This window comes from Sulfuricurvum sp. IAE1, assembly GCF_004347735.1.
Lineage (GTDB): Bacteria > Campylobacterota > Campylobacteria > Campylobacterales > Sulfurimonadaceae > Sulfuricurvum.
In genome coordinates, this window is sequence record NZ_SLTI01000007.1 from 353,082 (window position 1) to 377,841 (window position 24,760).

A 24,760-nucleotide genomic window follows, 5' to 3' on the forward strand; every position below is an offset into this window, starting at 1 on the left:
CATGAAAACCTTACCTTCGAGCCTATTGAATTCATCCGACCTTCTTGCCTGTTTCACCACGCGCGGCGGGGGTGTCTCCCCTGCCCCCTACGAGAGCGCCAATCTGGCGTTTCACGTCGGAGACGACCCCATCCTGGTGACGCAAAACCATGACCTGCTGGCCCAAAGCCTGGGATACGAACGTTCCTCTCTGGTATACATGCGCCAGATCCATTCGGACAGAGTGGTCATGATCGCCGAGGAAGCGAGGTTCGACACCCCTCCCGAATGCGACGCCCTGATTACCGACCGCATCTTGATTCCCCTCATGGTGATGAGCGCCGACTGTACCCCGATTTTGCTGTATGATCCGGATACACGGGCCATCGGGGCGGTGCACGCCGGGCGCGAAGGGGCGCTAAACGCCATTCTTCCCAAAACAGTTGCGGCAATGGAAAAAGCCTACGGTACCCGTCCCGGAAACCTTCTGGTCAGCATGGGGCCCTCCATCGGCGGATGCTGCTACGAAATCAACCCTCTCATCGCGTCTACGGTTACGGCGCTGGGGTATTCCGGGGCGCTTCGCTACGAAGGCTCAAAGGTATTTTTGGACGTCAATGCGATTTTGCTGCGGCAGCTCGAAGCTGCGGGGGTACCCGCCGAAGCGGTCGAAGTATCGGGAGAATGTACGGCGTGCCGATGCGATACCTATTTTTCCTACCGTGCCGACGCGCGTCAAACGGGGCGGATCGCCGGGGTTATCATGCTTCGCTGACGCGGCGCGCAAGCTGTTCGGGAAGTAATCCGAGCGATTCTTCGACCAGACGGGTATTACCGTGTTTGATAAATGCGTCATCGTATTCGAACGTGACGACCGACACATCCGCTATCTTCTCTTCGGAAAGCCACTCGAGCAGAGCGCTTCCGACTCCCCCCATACGGGCCGAATCGCTGAAAACGTACCAGCGCTTGTATTTTTGGGCCATCCTTCGCAGCATCGCGGCATCAAGAGGTTTGACAAACCGCAAATCAAGGAGGGAAGGTTTTTCGTCCATGTACTCCATCGTCTGTGCCGCGCGCCCGACGCCGTTACCGTAACCGATAAAAAGGGTATCGGTATCGTTTTCGACGAGCATCTGCGCTTTCCCCGTCTTGAAAGGCTCCGATGCGGGAAGATCCGCATCGAAAAAAGCCCCCCTGGGGTAACGGATCGCGCAGGGGCGCTCATAAGCCGCCGCGTAAGCGACTACCTGATGGAATGAACGTTCGTCTCTCGGGGCGCAAAGGGTCATGTTGGGAATCAGCCGCAAAAAGCTGATATCAAAAGCTCCCTGGTGGGTCTCTCCGTCTTCCCCGACGATACCGGCACGGTCCATCGCGAAAACAACCGGCAGATCCATCAGACAGACATCGTGGACGACCTGATCAAACCCGCGTTGCAAAAACGTCGAATAAATCGTACAAAAAGGCTTGAAGCCCTCTTTAGCCAGTGACGCCATTGACGTGACCGCATGCTGCTCGGCGATCGCCACGTCCCAGAAACGGTCGGGATATTTTTCGATCAGTTCGCTCATTCCCGTTCCGCTGGGCATCGCTGCGGTGACGCCGACAATTTTCGGATCGGCATCCGCCGCCGCCATCAACGCTTCGGTATAAATCTGGGTAGCACTTTTGGCCGCGCTTTTCGCGCTGGCGGTACCGCTTTTGAGGTCAAAAGGAGAAACGCCGTGCCATTTTTCGTGTTTTCCCTCGGCGATTTCGTATCCCTTACCCTTGATCGTCTGGACGTGAACCAGAACCGGTTTGCCCATCGATTTTGCCGTCTCAAACGTCTCGATCAGCGATTTGAGGTCGTGCCCGTCAATGGGACCGATGTATTCGATCCCCATCTCCTCGAACATGATCCCCGGCGTGATCAGTTTGAACGACTCCTCGAATCGTTTGGCCAGATAATGGGCCCCCTCCCCGAAATTGTCGACGAACTGTTCGGTCTTACGTTTGAAACGCTGATAAAACGGGCTGGCCATCGCGGAACTGAGCATCCGGCTCAGCGCACCTATCGGTTTTGCGATACTCATCTCATTGTCGTTAAGGATGATGACCATCGGGTATTTACGGTCTCCGAGTTCGTTCAGCGCTTCGTAGACCATCCCCGCCGACATCGCTCCGTCCCCGATCAGTACGACCGGGATACGGCTGGACTGCTCGTTTTTGAGCGCGATCGCTTTGGCCGCTCCGACCCCCAGCGAAATTGACGTCGAACTGTGGCCCGCAACGAAATAGTCCATCGGGGATTCGGAAGGCTTCGTATACCCGCTGAGTCCTCCGAATTTCCGCAGCGTCGAAAAGGCTTCCCACCGCCCGGTGAGAAGTTTATGGGCATAGGACTGATGCGAAACGTCGAAAATAAAAGGGTCTTTGGAGGCGTCGAAAACCCGGTGCATCGCGACGATGATCTCGGTGGCGCCGAGCGTGGAGCTCAGGTGCCCCCCGTTCGAACTGACCACTTCCAAAATCCGTTCGCGGATTTTCTGGGAGAGTTCCGCCAGTTCTTGAAGCGTAAAATATTTAATGTCCATAAGCAATGATAAATCCTGAAAATCGGTGAAATTAGTCCATTATAGGAGAAACGGTTCGAAAAAGGCTTTACGATTCAAGTAAGACCGATCGTTTAAGCCTCTCGTAACGCTTTTTGATCTCCGAATCGATGTTCCCGACGTCACTGATCGCAACGACGCCTCCGGGGCTGATCGCCCGGTCGGAGAGTACTTCCACGTGAGAAAGCGATCCCACCTTCTCGGAAATGAATCCGTGATCGATCGGGTTGACCCGCAGGGTGATTTTCGAAGCATCCTTGAGGTCTTCGATCAGGTCGCTTGAGAGTTTGGCTGCGATTTTCGCGCTGTTCTCATGCGTTTCGATCCCGATCACTTCTTTGGCGATGTCAAGCGCGGTATGGGTAAGCTCTTTTTGGATCGCATCGAGCGCGGTAACGAACTCTTTGGCCGCATTCTCGAGCGTCTTGACCGACACCGCCAGCTGGTCGTGCGAATGTTCCTGACGCTGGAGACTTTGCGATTTTTCCTGCTCGATTCCCGCAGCCACTCCCTCTTCATAAGCGGTTTTTTTCGCCTCTTCGAGCGCCTGGGCGTGTTCTTCCTGCATCGCTTCGAGGCGCATCTGCATTTTGATGACGTTGGAACTCATTTCGTCCGCTTTTTTGAGAAGCGACTCGATCAGGTCGTCTTTGTTCGAAGGGTGCATTATCCCAGGCTGTACCGGAACTGCCGAAGGCACCTCACCTGTGGAACGGGCGATCTCTTCGCTCGCTTCGCCCACGCTGGAGCCAGAAAGCGACGAAAGGATTTTAAACTGGTATTTGCTGATCGTATGGGCGCCGGTACGATCGTTGGGTATAACGACATCCATTCAGATTACTCCACCATCTCTTCAGATTCACCCAGCTGCAAGACACCCTGCTCCGCCAGGTTCTGGACCACTTCGACGACTTTGCGCTGCGCAGCCTCGACCTCTTTGACCTTGACCGCCCCAAGAAACTGCATCTCTTCGACAAACGCGTCTTTGGCCCGCTGTGACATGTTGGCGTAAAATTTCTCTTTGAGCTCGTCGGCGGAGCTTTTGAGCGCCAGCATGAGGTCATTTTTGTCGACCGATTTAAGGATCTCGCGCACGCTTGCGCCGTCAAGGTCGACAATGTCTTCGAAGGTAAACATCATCTCTTTAATCGATGCGGCCAGTTCCTGATCAAGCTGCTCGATCTGCGACAGGGTCGCTTTGGAAGCTTTTGCCCCCAGGCGGTTGAATACGTCGGCGACCGCACGCGGCCCTCCGACCTCGACTTTGTAGCTGGCGAGCGCTTCGAGTTTGCTTTCAAGCACCGCGCTGACCCGCTTGATGATCGAAGGGGAAATATCGCCCAGTTTCGCCATCCGCATCGCCACTTCGGCCCGCAGATCATCAGGGAAGATGTACAGCGTTTCGGCGGCGGCCGAAGCGTCCATATGCGCCAGGATCAACGCGATCGTCTGCGGGTGCTCGGTCATGATGAAGTCGGCCAGCTGCTGCGGTTTGATTTTTGCCAGATACGAGAAATTCTGAATGTTCTGCATCGATTTTGAGAGACGTTCGAGAACTTTTTTCGCCTCATCCGGGCCAAGCGCCTTATAAAGAATTTCACGGGCATAATCCAGACCGCCGGTATTAAGATACTGATTGGACTGGATGATGGCGTAGAACTCTTCGAGGACGGCGGCGCCGAGATTTTTTTCGATCGAGCGGTTGTTGGCGATGTATTTGGAAACCTCGGTGATCGCTTCGACGCTCATCCGCGAGAAAACGGTCGCGGTGACATCTTCACCCAGCTGTACCAGTAATACGGCCACTTTTTCCGCCATCGACATTTCGTCAAAATGGGCCTGTTGTTGCGGTGTGAGCGTCATGGTCCCTCCTATCGCTTGTGCATGGCACCCTCAGGTGCCGATTCCTCTTCGATCAATGCCTGAATCAAAGAGGCCAGTTCATCGGGATGCTCTTCGGCGACTTCGCGAACTTTTTCGAGAAGAACGTCGTATTTGAGCTCGTCCTCGTTGAAATTTTCGCCGATACCGAGCTGGTTTTCCACCTTTTTACGCATCTGCTGTACTTTTTCCGCCAAATCCTCGTCCTCGTCGTCGCTGATCTCGAGATTCGGTTTCTCAAATTCCTCTTCTTCACGGCTGAATTCAAGCATCCGCTCGGCAAACGGAATGATGATCTGACGGTACGCGATGTAGAGAATCAGCGCTACGAGCAGATACTTGAATACCGGGAAGAACGGCTTGAGATAGGTTTCGATAAATTCCGAAGTCTTCGATGCCGTGTCTTTGGGCTGCATCCCCTCTTTCGAAGCCTGGAACTCGAAATTGCGGACCGTCACCTGGTCTCCGCGCTGTTCATCGACTCCGATGGACTGCTTAACCAACGCATCGATCGCCTGAAGCTGCGTCTCATCGAGCGCGATGTATTCGATCTCGTCCGTCGGTTCCCCGTTGGCGTCTTTTTTGGGTTCGTATTTTCCGTCGACGACAACCGCGGCGGTCATCCGCTTGATACGGGCGAACTCCATTTTTTTGGTGGAAACGGTCTTAGAAATCTCGTAATTCGTCGTCCCCTGCGTTTTTTCGTATTTCTCGCCCGTCGTGGTGTTGCCAAGCCCTTCTGCGGGACCGATGTTGCTGACCGCTCCGGGAACGCCGCCGACCTGCGCCGGTGCAGGCCCTTCGCGTTTTTCTTCCAGTGACTGCTCGCTTCGGACAACGTTTTCGGGATCAAACGTCTCGGAGGTGGAACTTTGTTCGGAAAAATCGTATTCGATCGTCACTTTGGCGACGACGCGGTCTTTGCCGCCGATGAAAGGGGCAAGGACGTTGATGATTTTTTCTTCCTGTTTTTTCTCTTCTTTGGTTTTGAACTGCTGCTGCATCTGGGAGAGTTCGCCCATCTGAGCCGCCGCTTCGTCGTCGCCGAGTGTTTCGCCCTCAGAGTTGATCAGGGCAACGTTCTCGGGTTTGAGTTTCGGTACGGCCGAAGCGACAAGCTTTTTGATCCCGGTAATCTGTTTGGGTGTGAGCTTCCGATCGGGGTAGAGCTGCACCATGACCGATGCCGAGGGGGGAACCTCTTCGGAAACGAACAAAGTCTCTTTGGGAAGAGCAAGGCTTACGCTCGATTTTTCGACGGGTGCAAGCGAGTCGATAGACCGGGCGAGTTCCCCTTCCAGAGCACGGCGGAATTTTACTTCCTGATCAAAACTGGTCGCCCCGAATTCTTGTTTGTCGAAGAGTTCAAACCCGACGTGCCCTTCTTTGGGAATCCCCTGTGAAGCGATCGCGATCCGTTCTTTATACACCACCTCTTTGGGGACTTCGATCACATTCTCGCGGGGAACACGGTAGGGGATCTGATCTTTTTCGAGCTGCTCGATCACTTTCGCGGCATCTTGCGGGGAGAGCTGGTCAAAAAGTACCTGATAGCCGTCTTCACTCTCTTTGGTCCCGCCCGAAGTATAGACGACCAGGAACACCAAAAAAGCGACAATTCCCGCTACCGCCGCCCCGATGATGGTCTTCTGGGTACGGTTAAGCTTTCCGAAAAAAACAACGAGTTGCGAGAAAAGGGCCTTAAAATCCATTTTTACCTATGTCTACTTTTATAGCAAAGAATTCGTGAGTTCAAAAAATCGGTCGTTCTGTGCAGCGGTACCGACGGTAACGCGAATCGCGTTCAAACCGTAACTGCTTAAATCACGTACAATCATACCCTTTTTTAACAGTTCTTGCGCAATTTTCGACGAATTTTTTTCTTCAGGCAGGGATAAAGTGACGAAATTCGTATAACTTTCGATGATATCGATCCCCTTGTGTGCGGCAAAGGCTTCGTAACGCTTCATTTCCCGAAAATTGTCGGCGATACATTCGGTTACGAACGCTTCGTCTTCGAGGGCCACTGACGCCGCCTCGAGCGAAAGAGTCGTGATGTTGAACGGGGGACGCACTTTGTAAAGCGCTTCGATGATCGGAGCACGGGATATGCCGTAACCGACACGCATTCCGCCTAGGCCGTACGCTTTGGAAAACGTCCCAAGAAAAAGCACGTTATCAAAACGCGCAATCAGGTCGCGCGGTTCAACCGCTTTGGCCGGGTTTTTGAACCGGGCGTATTCCATGTACGCACCGTCGACGATGACGAGGGTATCGCTGTCGATTTTCCCGATGAACGAGAGCATCGCGTCGGCGTCGATCGCATCACCGGTCGGATTGTTGGGGGTACAGAGGAAAATGATCTGCGGCTTATGCTCGGTATAGAGGGCATAGAACTCGTCCATATCATGGACCCGCGAAGCGGTCCGGACGATCTGTGCTCCCACCTGTTTGGCATAAATTTCGTACATTGCGAACGTAACGCTGTTCATCAGCACTTTCGCTCCCGGATGCGCTTTGGCATGGACAGCGAATTCGATGACCTGGTCACTCCCCGCACCGATGACCAGTTCTTTGGGATCGATACCGTATTTGGCCGCCAGGGCGGTTTTGAGTTTGAGCATCGAATCGTCGGGGTAAAGAGCCATGTTGTCGATGATCGAGCGCACCGCTTCTTTGACCTTCGGAGAACACCCGAAGGGGTTCTCGTTACTGGCGAGCTTGACGATCTGATCGGGGGCAATGCCGTATTCGCGCACTACCAGTTCGATCGGTTTTCCCGCTTCGTACGTTTTGATACTGTCCAATGTCGTGTTAAAAGTCATAATTCTCCCTTGACGTAGCTTCCCAGCCACGTTACTTCATCTTCGTGTTTTTGAATCACTTCCTGAATGCGCGGTTCGTCGATATGCCCGAAGAAATCGATGAAGAACCAGTACCCGAAACCGTCGTTGTCGCGCGAAGGGCGGCTTTCGATCTTGCTCAGGTTGATCTGGGCGTTATTGAAATCTTCGAGGAAATGGACCAGCGCTCCCGCCCGCTGGGCATCTTTGAGACGGACCAGAATCGAGGTCTTGTCTTCGCCGCTGAGACCGTTTTTGAAATCGCTGAGGATAAAAAAACGGGTCGCATTGTTGTGCGTATCTTCAATGTTCTCGAACAGCGTCGGGACGCGATAGAGTTTCGCCGCGATGTGGGAACAGATCGCGGCCGCCTCGGGATCTTTAGAGGCGAGGATCGCCGCCTTCGCCGTTGATTCGACCGGGATGTGCTCCACCGTATCGAGCCCGTGTTCGAGGAGGAACTCGCGGCATTGGCCGAATCCTTTGTCTTTGGAATAGATCCGTTTGATATGGTGGATCTTTTCGGCTTTTGTCGCGAACGCCATGTGAATCGGCATATAGAGTTCGGCAACGATTTTCACCGTGCTTTTCCCCAGAAGATCGAGGGTCTCCCCGACAACGCCGTCACGGCTGTTTTCGATCGGAACGACGCCGAATTTCGCCCGTCCCGCTTCGAGCGTTTTAAACACCGCGTCGATCGAACCGAGTGAAAGGTAATCGCTCATTGCCCCGAAACGCGATTCGGCCGCCTGGTGGGTAAAACTCCCCTCCGGCCCCAGGTAGGCGATCCGTTCGGGGAGTTCGAGATTGCGAGACACGGCGAAAATCTCGAGAAAAACCGCTTCGATCGCCTGACGATTCAGCAACCCTCCCGACTCTTCGCTCATGCGGGTGAGACGGTCGATGATCGCTTTTTCCCTTTCGGGACGGTAAATCGCCGTATTGCTTTCATGCTTGATCTCCCCGACACGGCGAACGACTTCCATCCGGCGATTGAGCAATTCGACGACGGCGTTATCGATTTCGTCGATTCTCGCTCTGCATTCTTCAAGTGTATTCATAGGTTCTCCAATACTTCCTGCATATCAGAATAGACGGCACCCGGACGTTCGGCGGGGTCGAGCGAGGGCAATATCTCATCCGCGTTGCGGATTTTTCCGCTCAGGACGAACACCCCTTTCATCCCCAGTTTCTGCGCACCGACCAGATCCCCTTTGACGTCGTCGCTGATGATAGTGATATCCTCGTAGCGAGCTTGCGGAGACTGAAGGCGGATACGGCGCAACGCCTCGGCGAAAAACGGTCCGCTCGGTTTTCCGACGACCGTGTAGGGAGTGGAAGTGGCGAATTCGAGCATTTTGAGAATCGCCCCTACCCCCGGATAGCGTTTGTGATTTTTGACGTAAAGCGAGGTTTCGTGCATACCGATCAGACGTGCCCCAGAAAGGAGGAATTCGATCATCTGCGCGTATTCGTCGGCGCCGAAATTTTCTTTGATCGCGATCAAAACGGCATCGGGACGGACGTAATCGAGCGTGTACCCCATCGAACGGACGACATTCAAAAACGGCTCCGAACCGTAGGCCGCAATTTTTTCGCTTTTGTCGATGCAGCCCTCAAGCATCATCAGGGGATCGAGGTATTTTTCAGGGGAAATCGCCAGCCCGATCGAACGGAGGTATCCCAAAAACTCGTCACTGGGGTTTTTCGTACTGTTGGTAATGACCATATACGGGATCCCCTGCGCATTAAGGCGATCGATAAACGCAACGGCACCCCGTACGGGTTGCTTGGTATTGTCCTCGATCAGCGTCCCCTGCACATCGATAAAATACATCGGGCCTTCCTACAGGTAATCGCGCTCGCACGCAATGACGTCATCAAAGGTCTCACGGCGGCGGATCAGTCGTTCTTTGCCTCCCTCGATGGCGACTTCCGCGGAACGTCCGCGGGTGTTATAGTTACTGCCCATTCCGAAACCGTACGCCCCGGCGCTGTGGACCAGCAGCAGATCGTTATGTTCCATCGGGGGAAGCGGATAGTTTTTCGCAAGGAAATCGCCGCTTTCGCATACCGGTCCGACAACATCCGCGGCATTCTCTTCCCCTGTTTTTCCGAGTGCCTCAATGCGATGATACGCTTTATAGAGGCTGGGACGGATCAGGTCGTTCATTGCCCCGTCCACGACGACGAAACGTTTCTCACCGTTGCGTTTTTCGTACAAAACCTTGGTCAGGAAATAGCCCGCGTTGGCCGTGAGGAAACGGCCCGGTTCACATACGACGGTGACATCCAGCCCCCGCAGCGCCGAAAGAACCGCTTGGGCGTAATCGTACGGTGCGATCGTCGTTTCGTCGTTGTAGCGAACCCCAAGACCGCCTCCGATATCGAAAAACTTCAATTCGATGTCGATCGCCTGCAGCGAACGGAGCAGATCGGCGACGATAACGGCCGCTTCGTAGATCGGTTCGAGTTCGGTAAGCTGGCTGCCGATATGGAAATGAATCCCGACCGGATCAAGGGAGGGAGCATTTTTGGCCTGGATATACATCCGCTTTGCCGCATCAATCTCAACACCGAACTTGTTGTCGTGCAACCCCGTCGAAATGTAGGGATGGGTTTTGGGATCGATATTGGGATTGACCCGGATACTGATCCGTGCGGTTGTGCCCAATTCCGCCGCAATCGCTTCGACACGGGAGAGCTCCGCTTCGCTTTCGACGTTGATGTAGAGGATATCGGCTTCGATCGCTTCGCGGATCTCATCGTCGCGTTTCCCGACCCCGCTGAAGAGAATACGGTATTTCGGGACGCCCGCCATCAAAGCGCGGCGAACTTCGCCGATCGATACGCAGTCCGCGCCCGCTCCCAGCTGTGCGAAATGTTTGACGACGCTGAGATTGGAGTTGGCTTTCACCGCGTAAGCCAGAATCGACTTGCGCCCGCGGAACGCCTCTTTCAGAGATTCAAACTGCGCGCTCATCGCGTCGAAATCGTAAACATACAGAGGTGTGCCGTACGTTTGGGCCAAAGCTTTGAAATCGGTCACCGTTATCCTTTTCTCATTTAATTTGGTCGCGATTTTACCCTAACTCTCCTTAGGGGACTTCCAACACGCCAGAGCATAAACGCAAAGAGAAAGGCGACGGGAGCTACGACGCCGATGAGAGGGGGGAGGGTTTTGTTGTTCGAAAGCTCTCCCATCATAAACAAAAATCCCCACACCAGCAGCGTTGCGAGGATGGCTCCGAAACTAAATACCGACAGGTTCAGAAACCGGGCGCTGATAGGAGCATAAGAGAAAAAAATCACGATCAGCATCACCGCAAACCACGGCGTCACGAAAATTCGGAACATCGCACTTTCGATTTTGCCGACGTCGACGTTCTGGTTCTCAAGCAGCGCCAGCGCTTCGAACCCGTCGACGATCGTAAAATTGGCTTTTCCTTCGTATACCTGGTCAAGTATTTTCGGTTTGAAATCTTTCAGCGCGCGGACGTTCGTCCGGTCTTCGGTGACGATCCCCGAAGCCTCAAGCGCCAGACTTTCGGGGGGGCGGATGACATGGGCCCTTTTCATATTCCAGTAGCCGTTGTCGTAGACCGCTTCCGAAGCACTGAGAACCTCTTTAAGTCGGCCGTTTTCAAACGTAAAAATACGGATCTTTTCGGCTTTTCGGGTGAGCGGATAGAGGTTACCGAAATAGACATAGTTCCCTTCGTGGGTAAAAAAGAGGTTACTGGTGGGGCGGATAAACTGCGACGTCTCACGCAGGTTGTTCGCAAATTCGTTGGCCCGGGCGAAATTCGTGGCGTGCAGGGCGATGTGAATCCCCACCATCAAAACGGCTACGCTGATAAACGGGGCCAGGATGCGCCGCTTAGAATACCCGATCGCATAATAGGCCGCCAGCGCGTTGGAGCGGACCATTTCCACCGACGTCGCGATCATCGCGAAGACCAAAGAGATCGGCAGCATCATGTCGACGGCGTAAAAAGCCTTGTACATGATATAGATCAATACGAGGTTGGCGGAGTCGGGAAGTTCCGAAGCGTTTTCCATCAGGTCGAATCCGACCATGAAACTCCCCAGAGCGATCAGTATGATAAAGAAATAGCGCAGGTACAAAAGCGATAAAGTCGTAAAAGCGAGCATAAAAACCCAATGTCAAAAAGTTAGGCTTTATTGTATCCAAACGAAGCTATAAAACTCACATTCCCTTGAGGGAGCATTTGGAAGCCACCTCGGCACAATCTGTTTTGAGCAGCATTTCAACGGCATCCGCCGCTTTCGCGATCCATTCGGGAAGCGAAACGCTCTCTTCGGCGCTGAACGCATGGAGAACGTAATCGGCTACCTGCGATTTGTGTTCTGGTTTGCCGATTCCCATCCGGACGCGGATATATTCAGGCCCGATCGCCGCATCGGTGGACTTGAGGCCGTTATGCCCTCCGTGGCCGCCCCCTTTTTTGAAACGGAGTGCGCCGAAGGGAAGGTCAAGATCGTCATGAATAACGATCACGTCGTCGATTTTATAAAAATTTTTGACGGCCAGGACCGATTTGCCGGAGAGATTCATGTAGGTAGTGGGTTTGAGGAGAAAATGTTCCCCCATTTTAAACAGCTCCCCTTCGAAGGAGCTCTTTGAAACGGGTTGAACGCTGCGGCGACCGCAAAGCTCATCGATTACCATAAACCCGACGTTGTGACGGGTACGCTCATACGCCGGGCCGGGATTGCCCAGACCGACGATCAGCATGATTATTTCGCTTTGATAACGCTCAGAACCGATACACGGTCTGAATCGGTGAATTTCACGTTTTCCATTACCGGGAGGTCACGTACGAGGACGGAATCGCCCAGGTCAAGAGGAGAAACATCGATTTCGATCGCGTTGGGGAGGTTTTCGATTGCCGCTTTAACGCGAAGGCGTTTTTTAGCAACATAGAGCATCCCTTTGTTTTTCAAACCGACCGGGCTTCCGAACGGTTTAACCGGTACATGATAATGGGTGACGACACCCGGCTGAGCTACCATCAGATCAACGTGCAACAGGTTTCCTGAAACCGGGTGAGACTCATACCCCTGAACGACGACGTTCATCTCTTTTCCGCCGACGTTAACGGGGAACGCTACGGTTTCTTTGTTGCGAACGGTACGGATGAAGTCGTTCATTTTGAACGCGGCGTGAACGTTTTCAAGCCCTTTTCCGTAGATGTTGGCAATGAGATAACCATCACGGCGGTACGCTTTTGTCGCGCTTTTGCCAATACTCTCTCTTACAATGCCTTCTAGCATAATCATGTCCTTCAAAATAAAATGGGACGGATTATACTTAAAAAAAGCTTGTGTTATCCTAAAACTTTTGGCTCGATATCAGCGTTTGAGCCCGATATAGTCTTCTTCGCGGAACTCTTTGGGAGAATCGTCGACGCCCAGCTTATCTTTGTCCACTTTCGAGCTCAGCCCTTCCATTTTGAGCTTGAGATCCGATGACGACGTCGCATACGACAACGCCTCCTCGCGGCTGATACGCCCCGCCTGGTACAAGTCAAGAAGTGCCTGGTCGAACGTCTGCGACTTGTAGAGTTCTTTACCCTCCGCGATCGTATCGGGAATTTCGATATCGCGGTTTTCCGCAATCAGCTGCTCGATCCGCGGGGTGCGGACCAAAACTTCCAGGGCGGCTACCCGTTTTCCCTCTACCGTCGGGACCAGTCGCTGCGAGATGACCCCTTTGAGTACCGACGCAAGCGTCATCCTTACCCGATTCTGTTCTTCATGCGGGAATACCGAGATAATACGGTTCACCGTCTCTTTGGCATCAAGGGTATGAAGCGTCGAGAAAACCAGGTGACCCGTATCGGCCGCGTGCAGTGCTATTTCGATTGTCTCGACGTCACGCATTTCGCCGACGAGGATGATATCGGGGTCTTCCCGCAGGGCCGCGCGCAGAGCCGAACTGAAACTCCGGGTATCCTGCCCGACGCTGCGCTGGTTGATAATGCATTTACGGTCTTTATGGACGAATTCGATCGGGTCCTCGATCGTGATAATGTGCTTGCGGCGGTTGTTGTTGATTTCGTCGATAATCGCCGCCAGTGTCGTCGATTTACCGCTCCCGGTAACCCCCGTGACCAGAACCAGTCCCCGTTCGATCTGGGTAAAACTATGCACGACTTCGGGCATATTGAGCTGATCGATAGTCAGAATCTTGACCGGGATCAGACGGAAAACGGCCGAGATCCCCTCCATCTGGAAAAAGATATTGATACGAAAACGGGTGTTTTCGTCAAACGGATACACCAGGTCGAGCTCTTTTTTCTCGACCAGCTCGGGGAAGCGGGTACGAAGGAGTTCTTTGGCAAAAATCAAAGCATCGTCTTTGGAAAGGATTTCGCCTGAAAGCGGCACGATATCGCCGTTGATCCGCGCCCGGACCACCGAATTTGCCTTGACGTGAAGATCGCTTCCTCCCGCTTCAACCATCCGCCGAAGATAGCCGCGGATCTTTTTCAAAACCTCGAAATTGAGCTGATTGACGTCGACTTGATGCAGACGTTGGATCTGTTCGTTCATGTCCGGGTTACTCCAGTGCGCTTAGAATCTCGTTAAATGCGATCTTGAAGGCTTCGAGCCCCTCTCGGATCTGTTCATCGATAATAGTTTCCATCGATATTCCCGCCGCCGCAACGGCGTTCATATGGTCCAGTATCGTCGATTCCGTCAGCGGCAGCTTCATCGTTCGGTCACCTCCACGGACATACGCCTCGATGGTCGCCACGGGGGCAGTGTTGACGCTTCCGGGCGCCAGCAGTTCGTCGACGTAATACGAAGGGCGCATATCCTCCCCTTTGACTCCGGTACTGGCGAACAGTACCCGGCATTTGGGAACGCCGAGCGCTTCGACGCGGTTGTAGATGTCCGCAGCGTTCATGATCCCCGTCAGTCCTTGCGCTACTTCTTTGGAAGCGAGTGTACCGTCGATCGCACGGTCGATCCGGCTCACAAATACGCTGATGACCGTATCAACCGTTTCGGAAGCTTTCGCCGCCGCACGTTCGAACGCACGGGCGCAGGCAAGTGCCTGAGCGACCGAAAAAATCAGGGTCGCATTAACGGGGATACCCCGTGATGCCAACGCTTCCATCGCCGCGTATCCCGCTTCCGTCGCCGGGACCTTGATCATCACGTTGGGCCGGCCGATCGTCGTATGCAACCGGATCCCTTCGCTGATCGTCCCCTCCGCATCATCGCACAAAAACGGATCGACCTCGATACTGACGTAACCGTCGTCTCCCGCTTCGTAGAGGGGGCGCAGGATATCGGCCGCTTTTTGGATATCGTACACGGCCAGGGCCTCGTATTTCTCTTTTGCCGAAAGTCCGTTCAGCTCCGACAACTGTTCCTTGTACGCCGGAGAAGTCAAAATCGCACTTTTGAAAATCGCGGGGTTCGACGTGGCACCGTTGATAATCCCCCGTGAAATGAGCTCTTTGAACCCTTCATCCAGAAAAGTCCGCTCGATGAAATCGGCCCACAGGGCAAAACGTGATTCGGCAATGTACATAAAAAAGGCTCCCTAACGCAATGTGAAGTTATTATGCCCAAAAAGAGCTAAAAATAGAGGTTCGTCCCGATCCGTATCCGCTTTTCACACGCATGCTGATCGTGTACTTCATAGGCGGCGAACAGATTCCCCCCGGGACTCCACTGCCACAGGTGCGACAGCGAAATCTTCGTCTTCCAGGGAGCTTCGATGTAACCAATCCGGCTAAATTCGAACGACGTTTTCATCCGCCCGATCCAGTTGATGCCGCCCCCCGCACTCAACCCGATCCCCACATCGGCATCGAATCCTAGCCGCACCTCGGGTTCGCTCAGCAAATAACCGTAAAGACGATCATCGCCCAACGCCGCCCCGGCACCGACACGGGTGACGAAACTGAGGCGGTCTCCCCCGTACTCACGATCCCACCCGCTTTTCATCCGCCATGAAAAAGGTTTGAAAAAGCGGCTCACCGGAGCGACCGACGCAAGCGAAAGGAGGGTGAACTTTTCGAGCTCCGCTTTTGAATCCTCGATCCCCACTAGGGTATCGAGAAATTCGATTTGCGCTCCACTCAGATGCCCCGTATCGTCTTCTTCCAGATCGTGGAACGCCGGCCGCCATCCGATCAGCATAGGGGAGCGTTCGTCGCTCCACCCTTTGGCCAGTCGGATGCGGGCGGCATTGTGGGCCGTGTCGGGATTGGCTTTTTCACGGTGTGCCAAAGATTCCCCTTTCCCTAACAAGGCGCGCTGGGAGAGGAGCCCATGGTAACGTTTGGCATACACTTCTTTAGATATTTTTCCTTCGATGTAACGGTATTCGACGAGTTCGGCCGCCGCTTCGAGAACGTAGCGGCGTTCCTGCATCGGTATACCCGATATTTCAGGATCATCGGGATTCATTGATCCTTCTTGCAACGCATGTACCGCCGCAATTTCCTGTGCGGAAAGGCGACGTTCGTATTCGAGCAGCTTCGTCCGTTTGGAGGGACGGTAGTGTTTGGCTTTCACCAGCCCTTCGGCTTCGAACGCGCGTACCGTCTCAGGGGGGATCACGTAATAAAAGAAATGTTCGCGCAATCGTACGCTCGGTCGGGCCACTTCGGTCAGCCAAAGCATGTGATACGAGCAATTCTCGTCGAAAAAATAGTACCACGAATTGATCCGCTGAAGTTCCCAGATATGGCGAACCATCGCCATTACCTCATCGCGGGTAAGATTCAGATCGTATTCCCACACGTCACGGGTTTCGGTATCCCGGTACTCTTTAAGTTTTTCGTAATAGGGCAACATCGAATAATAGCCGTAGTACCCGCCGAAGAGCCCTTTGTAGGCGAAGAGCAATCCGTTGGTATCCTGGGTGTGGGCCGCATAATTGATGGCGTACGACATCAGTTTGCTTTCCATCGACGAATCGATCCGTAAAAACGTGTGTCCGAACATCGACGCGGGCGAATTGATGTGCGCACTCGGAAAGACCAGGGTCACTGTTTGGGGGTCGAGTTTTTCGAGCAGCGTTTCGTATTCCCCGCATTCCCCCCCGCCGAAAGAAACCCCCAGCTCTTTTTCCAGCCATGCTCTTCGGGCCGGGAATCGGCAAAACGGGCTTTCATCGCTTCGGTTCGCATCTTCGTTGAGATGACGGATGGTTGCTTCTAATTCAGAACGGGGATCGTTTTTTCCAAGAGGCGAGAGGAAGAAAGCCGGATCGTCGATCTCGCTCTCTTCTTGCGGGGCATGCATCAGCAAATGCCAGTAACGCGTTTCGGAAAGATTCATATCACGGGAGAGTGCGATGAGTTTATCGGTCGGCATTCCCCAGACCGCCAAACTCATCGCACACAAAAAGACGAGAAGAGGCAAAAAAAACCTTTACTGTGGACTAACGAACTCCCGCGAATGCGGGAGGATCGGACACTATCAGCCGGCGATCGTCGCGACGTTATCCATCACGGATGCCATATCGGCTTTTTCGCTCGTGTAGATCGCGTTGTAGTTAGCCTGCAACGTCGCCGCGAATGCGGCTTTATCATCGACGTTCAGCAATTCGGCCAGCGTATCGACGCTTTCACCCTGACCGATTGCGATCTCGCGGGAAAGCTGATCCATGTTCGATGCGACGAACTCCGCCGCGCGCTCGTTCATTACCAGTCTGGCACGTTTACATCCAGACGTTCCCGACGTAATCCCGAACGTCTGGTTTCCCAGCGTCGTGTTGGTGGTCGCCTGAAGGGCGAGCATCAGCGCCGAACTGTCGTCTTTGATAATCTGCGATCCCAGACCGCATCCCGTTTGATTGTTCACCGTCGCGAAACCGGCCGTACTCAATGCCGCAACCGCAACAAACGAAAGAATGATTTTTTTCATTTAAAACCCCTTTTCATAAGAATTAACAACAAGTATAGGCGATCACAGCTTAATCTATTCTGCTTTCACACCAAATGATTCCGACCGATCGCTAATGCCAGCCGTGCCAAAAACTCTTCACGCGATACTTCTTTGGCACCGAGGCTTTTGAGATGCTGTGTAGGAACCTGGCAATCGATAAAATCGATCTCCCACTCTTCGGTTTTCGCGATTAACGCCGCAAGTGCCGCTTTGGACGCATCGCTCACTTTTGCAAACATCGATTCGCCGCAAAACACCTTTCCCACTAATACACCATAAAGCCCCCCTACCAGTTCTCCGTCACGATAGGCTTCGACGCTGTGGGCATATCCGAGTGCAAAAAGTTCTTCGTATGCATCGACCATTTCAGGAACGATCCAGCTCCCTTTTTGTTTTTTTCGCGGAATGCGGGCACATTCGCGAATCACTTCGGAAAAAGCCGTATCGAAACGTATGTCGAAGGAGTGCAGTTTTTTACGCAATGAACGGTGCAGTTTGAATTCGGCCGGAACCAGAATCAGCCTGGGGTCGGGAGACCACCACAAAATCGGGTCGCCGGGACTGTACCATGGAAATATCCCCATCCGATACGCCATCATGAGCCGCGACGGGGAGAGATCGCCGCCGAAAGCGACGATTCCCTCTTCCGAAGCGCTTCGGGGATCGGGGAAAGCAAGGTGATGGGGAAGTTTGGGGATCATCAGGGGAACCGGAACTCCAGTTGATCGGAATAGTCGACAAAAACTTTTCCGCCGCCGGCCAATTTTCCGAACAGCATCTCATCGACCAGAGGGTCTTTGATTTTTTCCTGGATGATGCGGGCGAGCGGCCGTGCACCCATCGCTTTATCGTAACCCGTTTTCGCCAAATAAGCTTTGGCAGCGAGTGCGATTTCAACGGAAACTTTTTTCGGCTTGAGCTGGGCGTTGAGCTGCACGATGAATTTATCCACGATCCCCTCGACGACTGCCGGCGGCAACGCAGCGAATTCGACGACGGCATCCAGACGATTACGGAATTCAGGGGTGAAAAATGATTTGAGCGCCTCATGCCGGGAAATCGAACTGTCTGCATTGAACCCCATGACGTTGCGTTCGCTCGCACCGATGTTGGAGGTCATCACCAACACGACGTTGGCGAAATTAGCTTTGAAACCGGTATTGTCCGTCAGGGTGGCACTGTCCATCACCTGCAACAGCACGTTCATCAAATCGGGATGGGCTTTTTCAATCTCGTCAAGCAATAAAACCATGTAGGGGTGTTTGCGTACCGCTTCGACAAGCAGCCCCCCCTGTTCGAATCCGACATATCCCGGAGGCGCGCCGATAAGGCGGCTTAACGCATGTTTTTCCATGTATTCGGACATGTCGAACCGTTCAAAATAGATCCCCAGTTTTTCGGCCAGCGACTTGGCAAGCTCGGTCTTCCCTACCCCCGTCGGTCCGGCGAACAAGAAGGACGCAATCGGCTTGTTCGGAGCGCTCAACCCGGCATAAGAGCGTTTGATCGATTTGACAACCAGTGCTACCGCGTGATCTTGACCGATGACCGATGTTTGGAGTTCCGCTTCGAGCCCGGAAAGCTTTTCCCGGACGTCCTCGCCCATTTTCGATACGGGGACCCCCGTCATTTTCGAAATAACGGTTTCGATATCGTGCGGGGTGATCGTTCGGCGTTTGTGCTTCGCCAAGTGGAAGGATGCTCCCGCTTCATCGATCAAATCAATCGCCACATCGGGTAAAAAACGGTCGGTGATATACTTTTTGGAGAGTTCCACCGCACTCCGGAGTGCTTTGTCAGTGTACTTCACGCGGTGGTGTTTTTCATACCGTTCTCGTAATCCTTTGAGGATCAGAAAACTCTCCTCCATGCTCGGTTCTCCGACGTCGATCCGGGCAAAGCGGCGGCTCAGTGCGCGGTCTTTCTCAAAAACGTTGCGGTATTCCGCATGGGTCGTGGCCCCCATGCATTTGATCCGCCCCGAAGCGAGCGCGGGTTTGAGCTGATTGGAAGCATCCATACTCCCGCTGCCGACCGATCCGGCACCGACGATCGTATGGATCTCGTCGATGAATAATATGGCGTTGGGGTGTTCCTGAACCTCGTCCATGACCGCTTTGAGACGTTTCTCGAAGTCACCGCGATATTTCGTCCCCGCAAGCATCGCCCCTAAATCAAGGGCAAAAATTTCGGCATCCGCCAGAATATCGGGTACATCCCCCGATACGATTCGCAGCGCCAGTCCTTCGGCGATGGCCGTTTTCCCCACCCCCGGCTCTCCGATCAAAAGGGGATTGTTCTTTTTACGGCGGCACAACGTCTGGATTGAACGTTCGATTTCATTGACGCGGCCGATGACCGGATCAATTTTCCCCTCTCTTGCGTGCACGATAAGATTGAGGGCGTACTGTGCCAACGCGCCTTCGTTCTCATCGTTTGCAGAAGCTTCGCTTTCGATATCCCGATGCGATATTGCTTCAAGGACATCGACCCGTTCAATCCCCTGCTCATGCAAGAGGATGCATGCATAGGTATGGTTTTCCTCGAAAATAGCCGCCAGCAGATCCCCGACGTCCGCGTACTCTTTCTGGGCACTCCGGACATGATGCATCATACCCTCCACCATCCGGGCAAGAGCTACGGTTTCGAAAGGTTCTTGGTTCACATCATCGGGAAGCGGTTCGATCATCCGGATCAGGTAAGCTCCCAACGCCTCCTTCATGCTCTCCACATCCCCGCCGCATTCGCGGATCACCGTTTCCCCCTCGGAGGAATTGAGAAGCGCAAGCATAACGTGTTCGATCGTAAGGTATTCGTGACGCTGGTGTTTTGCAAACGCCAGGGCTTTTTGGAAAATCGCGTTAAGCTCGCTGCTGACCATTTTTATGCCTCCTCGAGAATCGCTTTTAGGGGAAACCCGTTTTCACGCGCCATCGCCCCGACCTGATAGACTTTCATCTCGGCGATTTCGTACGGATAGACGCCGCACAAACCACGTCCTTTCTGATGCACTTCCATCATAATCGCATGGGCTTCATGAAAATTTTTACGAAAAACGCCGATCAGAATATCGACGACGAAATCCATCGACGTATAATCATCATTCAGCAAAAACACCTTGTACTGTTTGGGATGGGCCAGCGTCGTACCGCTTTCCAGCTCATGTTTCAGCGCCATATTGAACTATACCCTATTTTTGGAAATTTGCCGCATGAACGAAATCGTCAAGAATCGCTTCGGGGCTCTCAAGACCGATCGAAATGCGTACAAGCCCGGGGGTTATCCCCAAAAACTCGCGGGTCGGTTCGTCAAAATCGCGGTAAATGGTCGATGCCATGTGCAACCCCAACGTTCGGCTGTCTCCGATATTGGCCGTAATCGTCACCAGTTTGGAACGGTTCAGAAACTCGAAGGCCGCTTCTTTGCTCCCGAAATCAAGGGTAAGCAGCGTTCCGCATCCGTTCGCGAACTGACTCCGGTAACGCTCATGGTGCGGGTGATGCGCCAGCGAAGGGTGGTTTACTTTGAATCCTTTGGCATCGAGCTCTCCGGCCACCCTTTCCACCGATGAAACGATTCGATCCAGGCGTAAAGGCAGTGTCTCCAGCCCAAGCATGGTTAAATAGCTCCCAAACCCGTTCGCACTCATCCCGAAATCGCGAAGGGCTCGTTTTTTCGCATTGGCGACGAGCGCCATCGATCCCATTTTCTGGATAAAAGGGTGTACGTCGCGGTAACGGGGGGTCTTAAATTTGTCATCCCCCTCGGCGATCGCGCGGAAAACCACTGCCCCGCCCAATGCCGAAGCGTTCCCGGTGATGATTTTCGTCGTCGAATATACGACGATATCCGCCCCCAACGCCAACGGTGCGATACTAAGGGGAGTGATCGTATTATCGACGATCAATGCAACGCCGTGACGATCGGCGATACCGGCGATGCGTTTGATATCGGGGAGGCGCATATTGGGGTTCCCCACGCTTTCGAGAAAGATAATTTTGGTCGCCGTATTGACCGCTTCGTCGATTGCATCGAACGCATCCACGTCAAAAAAACGGGTTTTGATCCCGAAACGTTCCAACGTCTCCGAAAAATACGAATAGGTCCCGCCGAAAAGCCCGCCGACACTGATGATCTCGTCCCCGGCACGCAGCAGACTCAAGGTTGCCATCGCGGTTGCGCCCATCCCAGAAGAAGCAGCTACCGCGCCCACTCCGCCGTCCATCGACGCGAGGATCTGCTCGAGCTGTGCCGACGTAGGGTTTCCGACCCTTGCATAGAGGGGCTTTTTAACCGATCCGTCAAATATTCCCTCCCCCATCTCGCTGTTGCCGTAGCCGAACGATGCGGAATTGACCATGACGGGACTGATAGCTCCCTCTTTTTTCCCGGTCTGCTGTACAAACCGCGTCGTAAATTCTTCAAAACGCATAATGATCTCATCCTTACGGCGCACTAGCCGTCTTTTATCAATTTTATATTACAATTTCGGCAATTATAACGAAAAAGAAATTGCATTGGCCAAACGAATCTTTGTTACCGCCACCAATACCGACATCGGCAAAACCTACACCACCCGGCTTTTAATCGATGCCTACAGCCGTATGGGCCTTCGCGTCGGGGTATTCAAGCCGATCGAAACCGGCGTGTCGGATATTCCCCAAGACGGCAAGGCGCTTTGGGAAGCGGCATGCCTCCACAATCCGGCACTTCGTTCCTTAAGCCTCGAAGAGATTGTTCCGATCCGATTTCCTCTCCCGGCCGCTCCCTACGTTGCCGGCGGCGCACATCCGATCCCGATGGAACGGCTTGACGCCGCATTGGAAAAAATCGAATCCCTCTGTGACGTCGTTCTCATCGAAGGGGCGGGGGGATTGTTCGTCCCGATCGACCGTGAGACGATGATGATCGACCTGCCGCGCCGGTTCGGGGCCGTCACCTTCTTGGTGACCCACTGCCGACTCGGATGCATCAACGACACCCTGCTCAATCTCAAAGCACTCGAAGACACCCGCCTTTCTTACGTTTGGGGATTCAACTGCCGTGATGAAGATCGTTCGTTTGAACAAACATCGCTTCCCTACTTTGCCGATCATTTTGAAAATCTTTACGTCATCGACCGCGACATCGATGCGATAGCCCGCACACTTTTGGATACAATTGCATAAGCCAAAGAGGAGAAAGCATGCGCCATTTGATACGAACCGACGATTTTTCTACCGAACAGATCGAATCCGTCCTGCACAACGCGGAACACTATCTGGGAGGGCGGTTCGATCCGATCCTGCGTGAGAAAATCATCATCACCCTCTTTTTTGAAAACTCTACGCGAACCAAAAGTTCTTTCGAAATAGCCGCCAAACGGTTGGGTGCGGAAGTGGTCCACCTCGACGTCCAGAAAAGTTCAACGAAAAAAGGGGAAACCCTCGTCGATACCGCTATGAACCTCGATGCTATGGGCCCTCATGCTATGATCGTTCGCCATGCGCACGCCGGAGTTCCCAATATCCTTGCGCAGCACACCAAAGCTTCCATCATCAATGCCGGCGACGGCGCACATGCCCATCCTACGCAGGCGCTGCTTGACCTCTTTACCCTGAGACGTCATTTTGGAAATCTAAAGGGGAAAAAGATCGCCATCGTCGGCGATATCAAAAATTCACGCGTTGCCAACAGCAACATCGAGTTACTTACGCGGTTTGGCATGGAGATCACGCTGGTCGCACCGCCGCACTTTCTACCAGAGACAAAATTGCATGCCACTCACGACCTCCGGGAAGTTATCGGTAGCGTCGACGCGATCATGAGCCTGCGTACGCAGACCGAGCGCCATTCTCACCAAACGTACGGATCGCTCAAGGATTATGCCAGCGACTTTTGCATTACCCAAGAGCTGATCGGCGAACGTGATATTATTCTCCTCCATCCAGGGCCGGTCCATCGTAACATCGATATCGACGACGCTATGCTTAAAGATCCGCGCTGCAAAGTCCTTGAACAGGTAAAAAACGGTGTTGCAATCCGCATGGCCGTACTCAAGGCGCTCATAGCCTGATGTATGAACGCTTCACGCAGCTTGTTGCGCAGGGCATCCCCGTTTTTTTCCTTACCGATTTCAAAGGGGAACGGCTAAGCTGTTACCCGCTTGACCGGCTCGCCGAACACGATATCGAATTTAGTTTTTCCCCTTCTGCGGCCCCAGCCGGAAATACACCGCATAAGCCAATATTTTACCCCGTTTCGAAAGAAGAATACAAAATGCGGTTTGAACGGGTTCTCGAACAGATTCGCTCCGGCAATACCTATCTTCTCAATCTCACCCAGCCCACTAAAATCGTGACGCCCCATTCGTTGAAATCGATCTACGCTATGGCACACGCCCCCTACAAGATGCGCTTTGGCGATAGCTTCGTCTGTTTTTCTCCCGAACCGTTTGTAACAATCGATGAAACTTCACGCATCCATACCTTCCCGATGAAAGGAACCATCGATGCTGCGGCACCGAATGCCGTGGAATCGATACTCAACGATCCGAAAGAAACGGCCGAACACACAATGATCGTGGATCTGCTGCGCAATGACATAGGCATCGTAGCGCGCAATGTCAAAGTGGAAAAGTTCCGCTACATCACGACTATCAACACCGGGAACAAGCGCCTGCACCAGGTGAGTTCACACATTAGCGGCCAGCTGGACCAAAACTGGAAAAACGATGCGGGAAAAATCCTCCGGGCTCTTCTACCGGCCGGCAGCATAAGCGGAACACCAAAGAAAAAAACGGTCGAAATTATCGAGGAAACCGAAGGGTACGAGCGGGGATATTTTACCGGCGTTTTCGGTTATTTTGACGGAGAGAAACTCTACAGTGCCGTTACCATTCGGTACATCGAACGTGATCGGCACGGAGAGCTTTTCTACAAAAGCGGAGGCGGAATCACCGCCGAAAGCAACTGGCAGAGCGAATACGACGAGATGATCGACAAAATCTACATCCCCTAGCGCAACGAGACGTCTTTTTTCATTTTTTCAAATGTCTTGGGACCAATCCCTTTGACGTTAACGAGTTCGGAGACATTTTTAAAACCGCCGTGCGATTTTCGGTACTTGATGATTTCCTGGGCTTTGGTCGGGCCGATTCCCTTTAATGTCTGCAACTGAGCCGAATTGGCTTTATTGATATTAATAGCACCGAAGGCTACCGAAACAAAAAGGAATAACAAAAACAACAGCTTTAGCATATTAGACCTTTGTGAAAAGATGCACATACTATAGCACAATTAAACAGTTTTTATTACTTTCGAATAAAATAAAATGAAAATGCAAAAGGATGTATACCGAGAAAATACAACAGTTTAAGAGTTTAAAGACGTGTTTTTAAATTGAGATTGTTTTTAGTAAAGGAAGGTATTGAAAAAAAGAAGAAACTTGCGGCCTGGCGGCGACCTACGTTTCCACACCTGAAAGATGCAGTATTATGAGCGAAGAGGGTCTTAGCTTCCGGGTTCGGAATGGGGCCGGGCG

At 53.1% G+C, this 24,760-nt stretch carries 24 protein-coding genes; 4 read left to right on the plus strand and 20 right to left on the minus strand.

Annotated features, from left to right (window positions below; genetic code table 11):
- Position 1 precedes the first annotated feature (1 nt).
- A complete protein-coding gene (gene pgeF, locus E0765_RS02420; protein WP_132811622.1) occupies positions 2–754 on the plus strand; it encodes a peptidoglycan editing factor PgeF in 753 nt (250 codons plus the stop codon).
- Here the strand turns inward: pgeF and dxs are convergent.
- The 19 genes from dxs to E0765_RS02515 form a co-directional block, all read right to left on the minus strand.
- On the minus strand, positions 741–2,558 hold the full coding sequence (gene dxs / locus E0765_RS02425) for a 1-deoxy-D-xylulose-5-phosphate synthase (RefSeq protein ID WP_132811623.1): 1,818 nt from the start codon (positions 2,556–2,558) through the stop codon (positions 741–743). The genes pgeF and dxs overlap by 14 nt on opposite strands.
- 67 nt (positions 2,559–2,625) lie before the next feature.
- On the minus strand, positions 2,626–3,408 hold the full coding sequence (gene fliH / locus E0765_RS02430) for a flagellar assembly protein FliH (RefSeq protein ID WP_132811624.1): 783 nt from the start codon (positions 3,406–3,408) through the stop codon (positions 2,626–2,628).
- A gap of 5 nt (positions 3,409–3,413) precedes the next feature.
- Positions 3,414–4,439, minus strand: coding sequence for a flagellar motor switch protein FliG (gene fliG / locus E0765_RS02435; RefSeq protein ID WP_132811625.1), 1,026 nt, complete (start codon positions 4,437–4,439; stop codon positions 3,414–3,416).
- A gap of 8 nt (positions 4,440–4,447) precedes the next feature.
- Entirely contained in the window at positions 4,448–6,169 is a 1,722-nt protein-coding gene (gene fliF / locus E0765_RS02440; RefSeq protein WP_132811626.1) for a flagellar basal-body MS-ring/collar protein FliF, read from the minus strand.
- Positions 6,170–6,187: 18 nt separating this feature from the next.
- Positions 6,188–7,282, minus strand: a complete 1,095-nt coding sequence (gene hisC, locus E0765_RS02445; protein WP_132811627.1) for a histidinol-phosphate transaminase — start codon at positions 7,280–7,282, stop codon at positions 6,188–6,190.
- Entirely contained in the window at positions 7,279–8,361 is a 1,083-nt protein-coding gene (gene pheA / locus E0765_RS02450) for a prephenate dehydratase (protein ID WP_132811628.1), read from the minus strand. The genes hisC and pheA overlap by 4 nt, the downstream gene beginning before the upstream one ends.
- A complete protein-coding gene (locus E0765_RS02455) occupies positions 8,358–9,137 on the minus strand; it encodes an HAD-IIA family hydrolase (protein WP_132811629.1) in 780 nt (259 codons plus the stop codon). Before E0765_RS02455 ends, pheA begins: the two co-directional genes overlap by 4 nt.
- 9 nt (positions 9,138–9,146) lie before the next feature.
- Positions 9,147–10,349: a diaminopimelate decarboxylase gene (gene lysA, locus E0765_RS02460; RefSeq protein ID WP_132811630.1), complete on the minus strand. Its 1,203-nt coding sequence runs from the start codon at positions 10,347–10,349 to the stop codon at positions 9,147–9,149.
- 17 nt (positions 10,350–10,366) lie between these two features.
- Positions 10,367–11,455 (minus strand): LptF/LptG family permease, encoded by a 1,089-nt coding sequence (locus E0765_RS02465; RefSeq protein ID WP_132811631.1) that lies wholly within the window; start codon positions 11,453–11,455, stop codon positions 10,367–10,369.
- Positions 11,456–11,510: 55 nt separating this feature from the next.
- Positions 11,511–12,059 (minus strand): aminoacyl-tRNA hydrolase, encoded by a 549-nt coding sequence (pth, locus tag E0765_RS02470; RefSeq protein ID WP_132811632.1) that lies wholly within the window; start codon positions 12,057–12,059, stop codon positions 11,511–11,513.
- Between the two features lie 2 nt (positions 12,060–12,061).
- Positions 12,062–12,598 carry a 50S ribosomal protein L25/general stress protein Ctc gene (locus E0765_RS02475; protein ID WP_132811633.1) on the minus strand — a complete coding sequence of 179 codons (537 nt, stop codon included), beginning with the start codon at positions 12,596–12,598 and terminating at the stop codon, positions 12,062–12,064.
- A gap of 78 nt (positions 12,599–12,676) precedes the next feature.
- A complete protein-coding gene (locus tag E0765_RS02480) occupies positions 12,677–13,879 on the minus strand; it encodes a type IV pilus twitching motility protein PilT (protein ID WP_132811634.1) in 1,203 nt (400 codons plus the stop codon).
- Positions 13,880–13,886: 7 nt separating this feature from the next.
- The gene (locus E0765_RS02485; protein WP_132811635.1) at positions 13,887–14,870 is read right to left on the minus strand and encodes a transaldolase; all 984 of its coding nucleotides are present in this window, start codon (positions 14,868–14,870) and stop codon (positions 13,887–13,889) included.
- 47 nt (positions 14,871–14,917) lie between these two features.
- On the minus strand, positions 14,918–16,714 hold the full coding sequence (locus tag E0765_RS02490) for a DUF4105 domain-containing protein (RefSeq protein WP_132811636.1): 1,797 nt from the start codon (positions 16,712–16,714) through the stop codon (positions 14,918–14,920).
- A gap of 57 nt (positions 16,715–16,771) precedes the next feature.
- The gene (locus E0765_RS02495; protein ID WP_132811637.1) at positions 16,772–17,218 is read right to left on the minus strand and encodes a DUF3015 family protein; all 447 of its coding nucleotides are present in this window, start codon (positions 17,216–17,218) and stop codon (positions 16,772–16,774) included.
- A gap of 65 nt (positions 17,219–17,283) precedes the next feature.
- Entirely contained in the window at positions 17,284–17,940 is a 657-nt protein-coding gene (gene aat / locus E0765_RS02500; RefSeq protein WP_132811638.1) for a leucyl/phenylalanyl-tRNA--protein transferase, read from the minus strand.
- Complete coding sequence (gene clpA / locus E0765_RS02505) at positions 17,940–20,120, minus strand: ATP-dependent Clp protease ATP-binding subunit ClpA (RefSeq protein WP_132811639.1); 2,181 nt, start codon at positions 20,118–20,120, stop codon at positions 17,940–17,942. The genes aat and clpA overlap by 1 nt, the downstream gene beginning before the upstream one ends.
- Before the next feature lie 2 nt (positions 20,121–20,122).
- Positions 20,123–20,416, minus strand: a complete 294-nt coding sequence (locus tag E0765_RS02510) for an ATP-dependent Clp protease adaptor ClpS (protein ID WP_132811640.1) — start codon at positions 20,414–20,416, stop codon at positions 20,123–20,125.
- 13 nt (positions 20,417–20,429) lie between these two features.
- Positions 20,430–21,671: an aminotransferase class I/II-fold pyridoxal phosphate-dependent enzyme gene (locus E0765_RS02515; protein ID WP_255417823.1), complete on the minus strand. Its 1,242-nt coding sequence runs from the start codon at positions 21,669–21,671 to the stop codon at positions 20,430–20,432.
- A gap of 85 nt (positions 21,672–21,756) precedes the next feature.
- Here E0765_RS02515 and bioD point away from each other — a divergent pair, with 85 nt between their 5' ends.
- From bioD to E0765_RS02530, 3 genes are read left to right on the plus strand one after another with little or no spacing between them, the layout of a single operon-like run.
- Positions 21,757–22,407 (plus strand): dethiobiotin synthase, encoded by a 651-nt coding sequence (gene bioD / locus E0765_RS02520; protein ID WP_132811641.1) that lies wholly within the window; start codon positions 21,757–21,759, stop codon positions 22,405–22,407.
- A 17-nt stretch (positions 22,408–22,424) separates the two neighbouring features.
- Positions 22,425–23,294 (plus strand): aspartate carbamoyltransferase catalytic subunit, encoded by an 870-nt coding sequence (locus E0765_RS02525; RefSeq protein ID WP_132811642.1) that lies wholly within the window; start codon positions 22,425–22,427, stop codon positions 23,292–23,294.
- Positions 23,294–24,238, plus strand: coding sequence for an aminodeoxychorismate synthase component I (locus tag E0765_RS02530; RefSeq protein ID WP_132811643.1), 945 nt, complete (start codon positions 23,294–23,296; stop codon positions 24,236–24,238). The genes E0765_RS02525 and E0765_RS02530 overlap by 1 nt, the downstream gene beginning before the upstream one ends.
- On the opposite strand, the gene E0765_RS02535 is transcribed toward E0765_RS02530, so the two are convergent.
- Positions 24,235–24,477 (minus strand): helix-hairpin-helix domain-containing protein, encoded by a 243-nt coding sequence (locus E0765_RS02535; RefSeq protein ID WP_132811644.1) that lies wholly within the window; start codon positions 24,475–24,477, stop codon positions 24,235–24,237. The two genes, E0765_RS02530 and E0765_RS02535, sit on opposite strands and share 4 nt — an antisense overlap.
- Between the last annotated feature and the right edge of the window lie 283 nt (positions 24,478–24,760).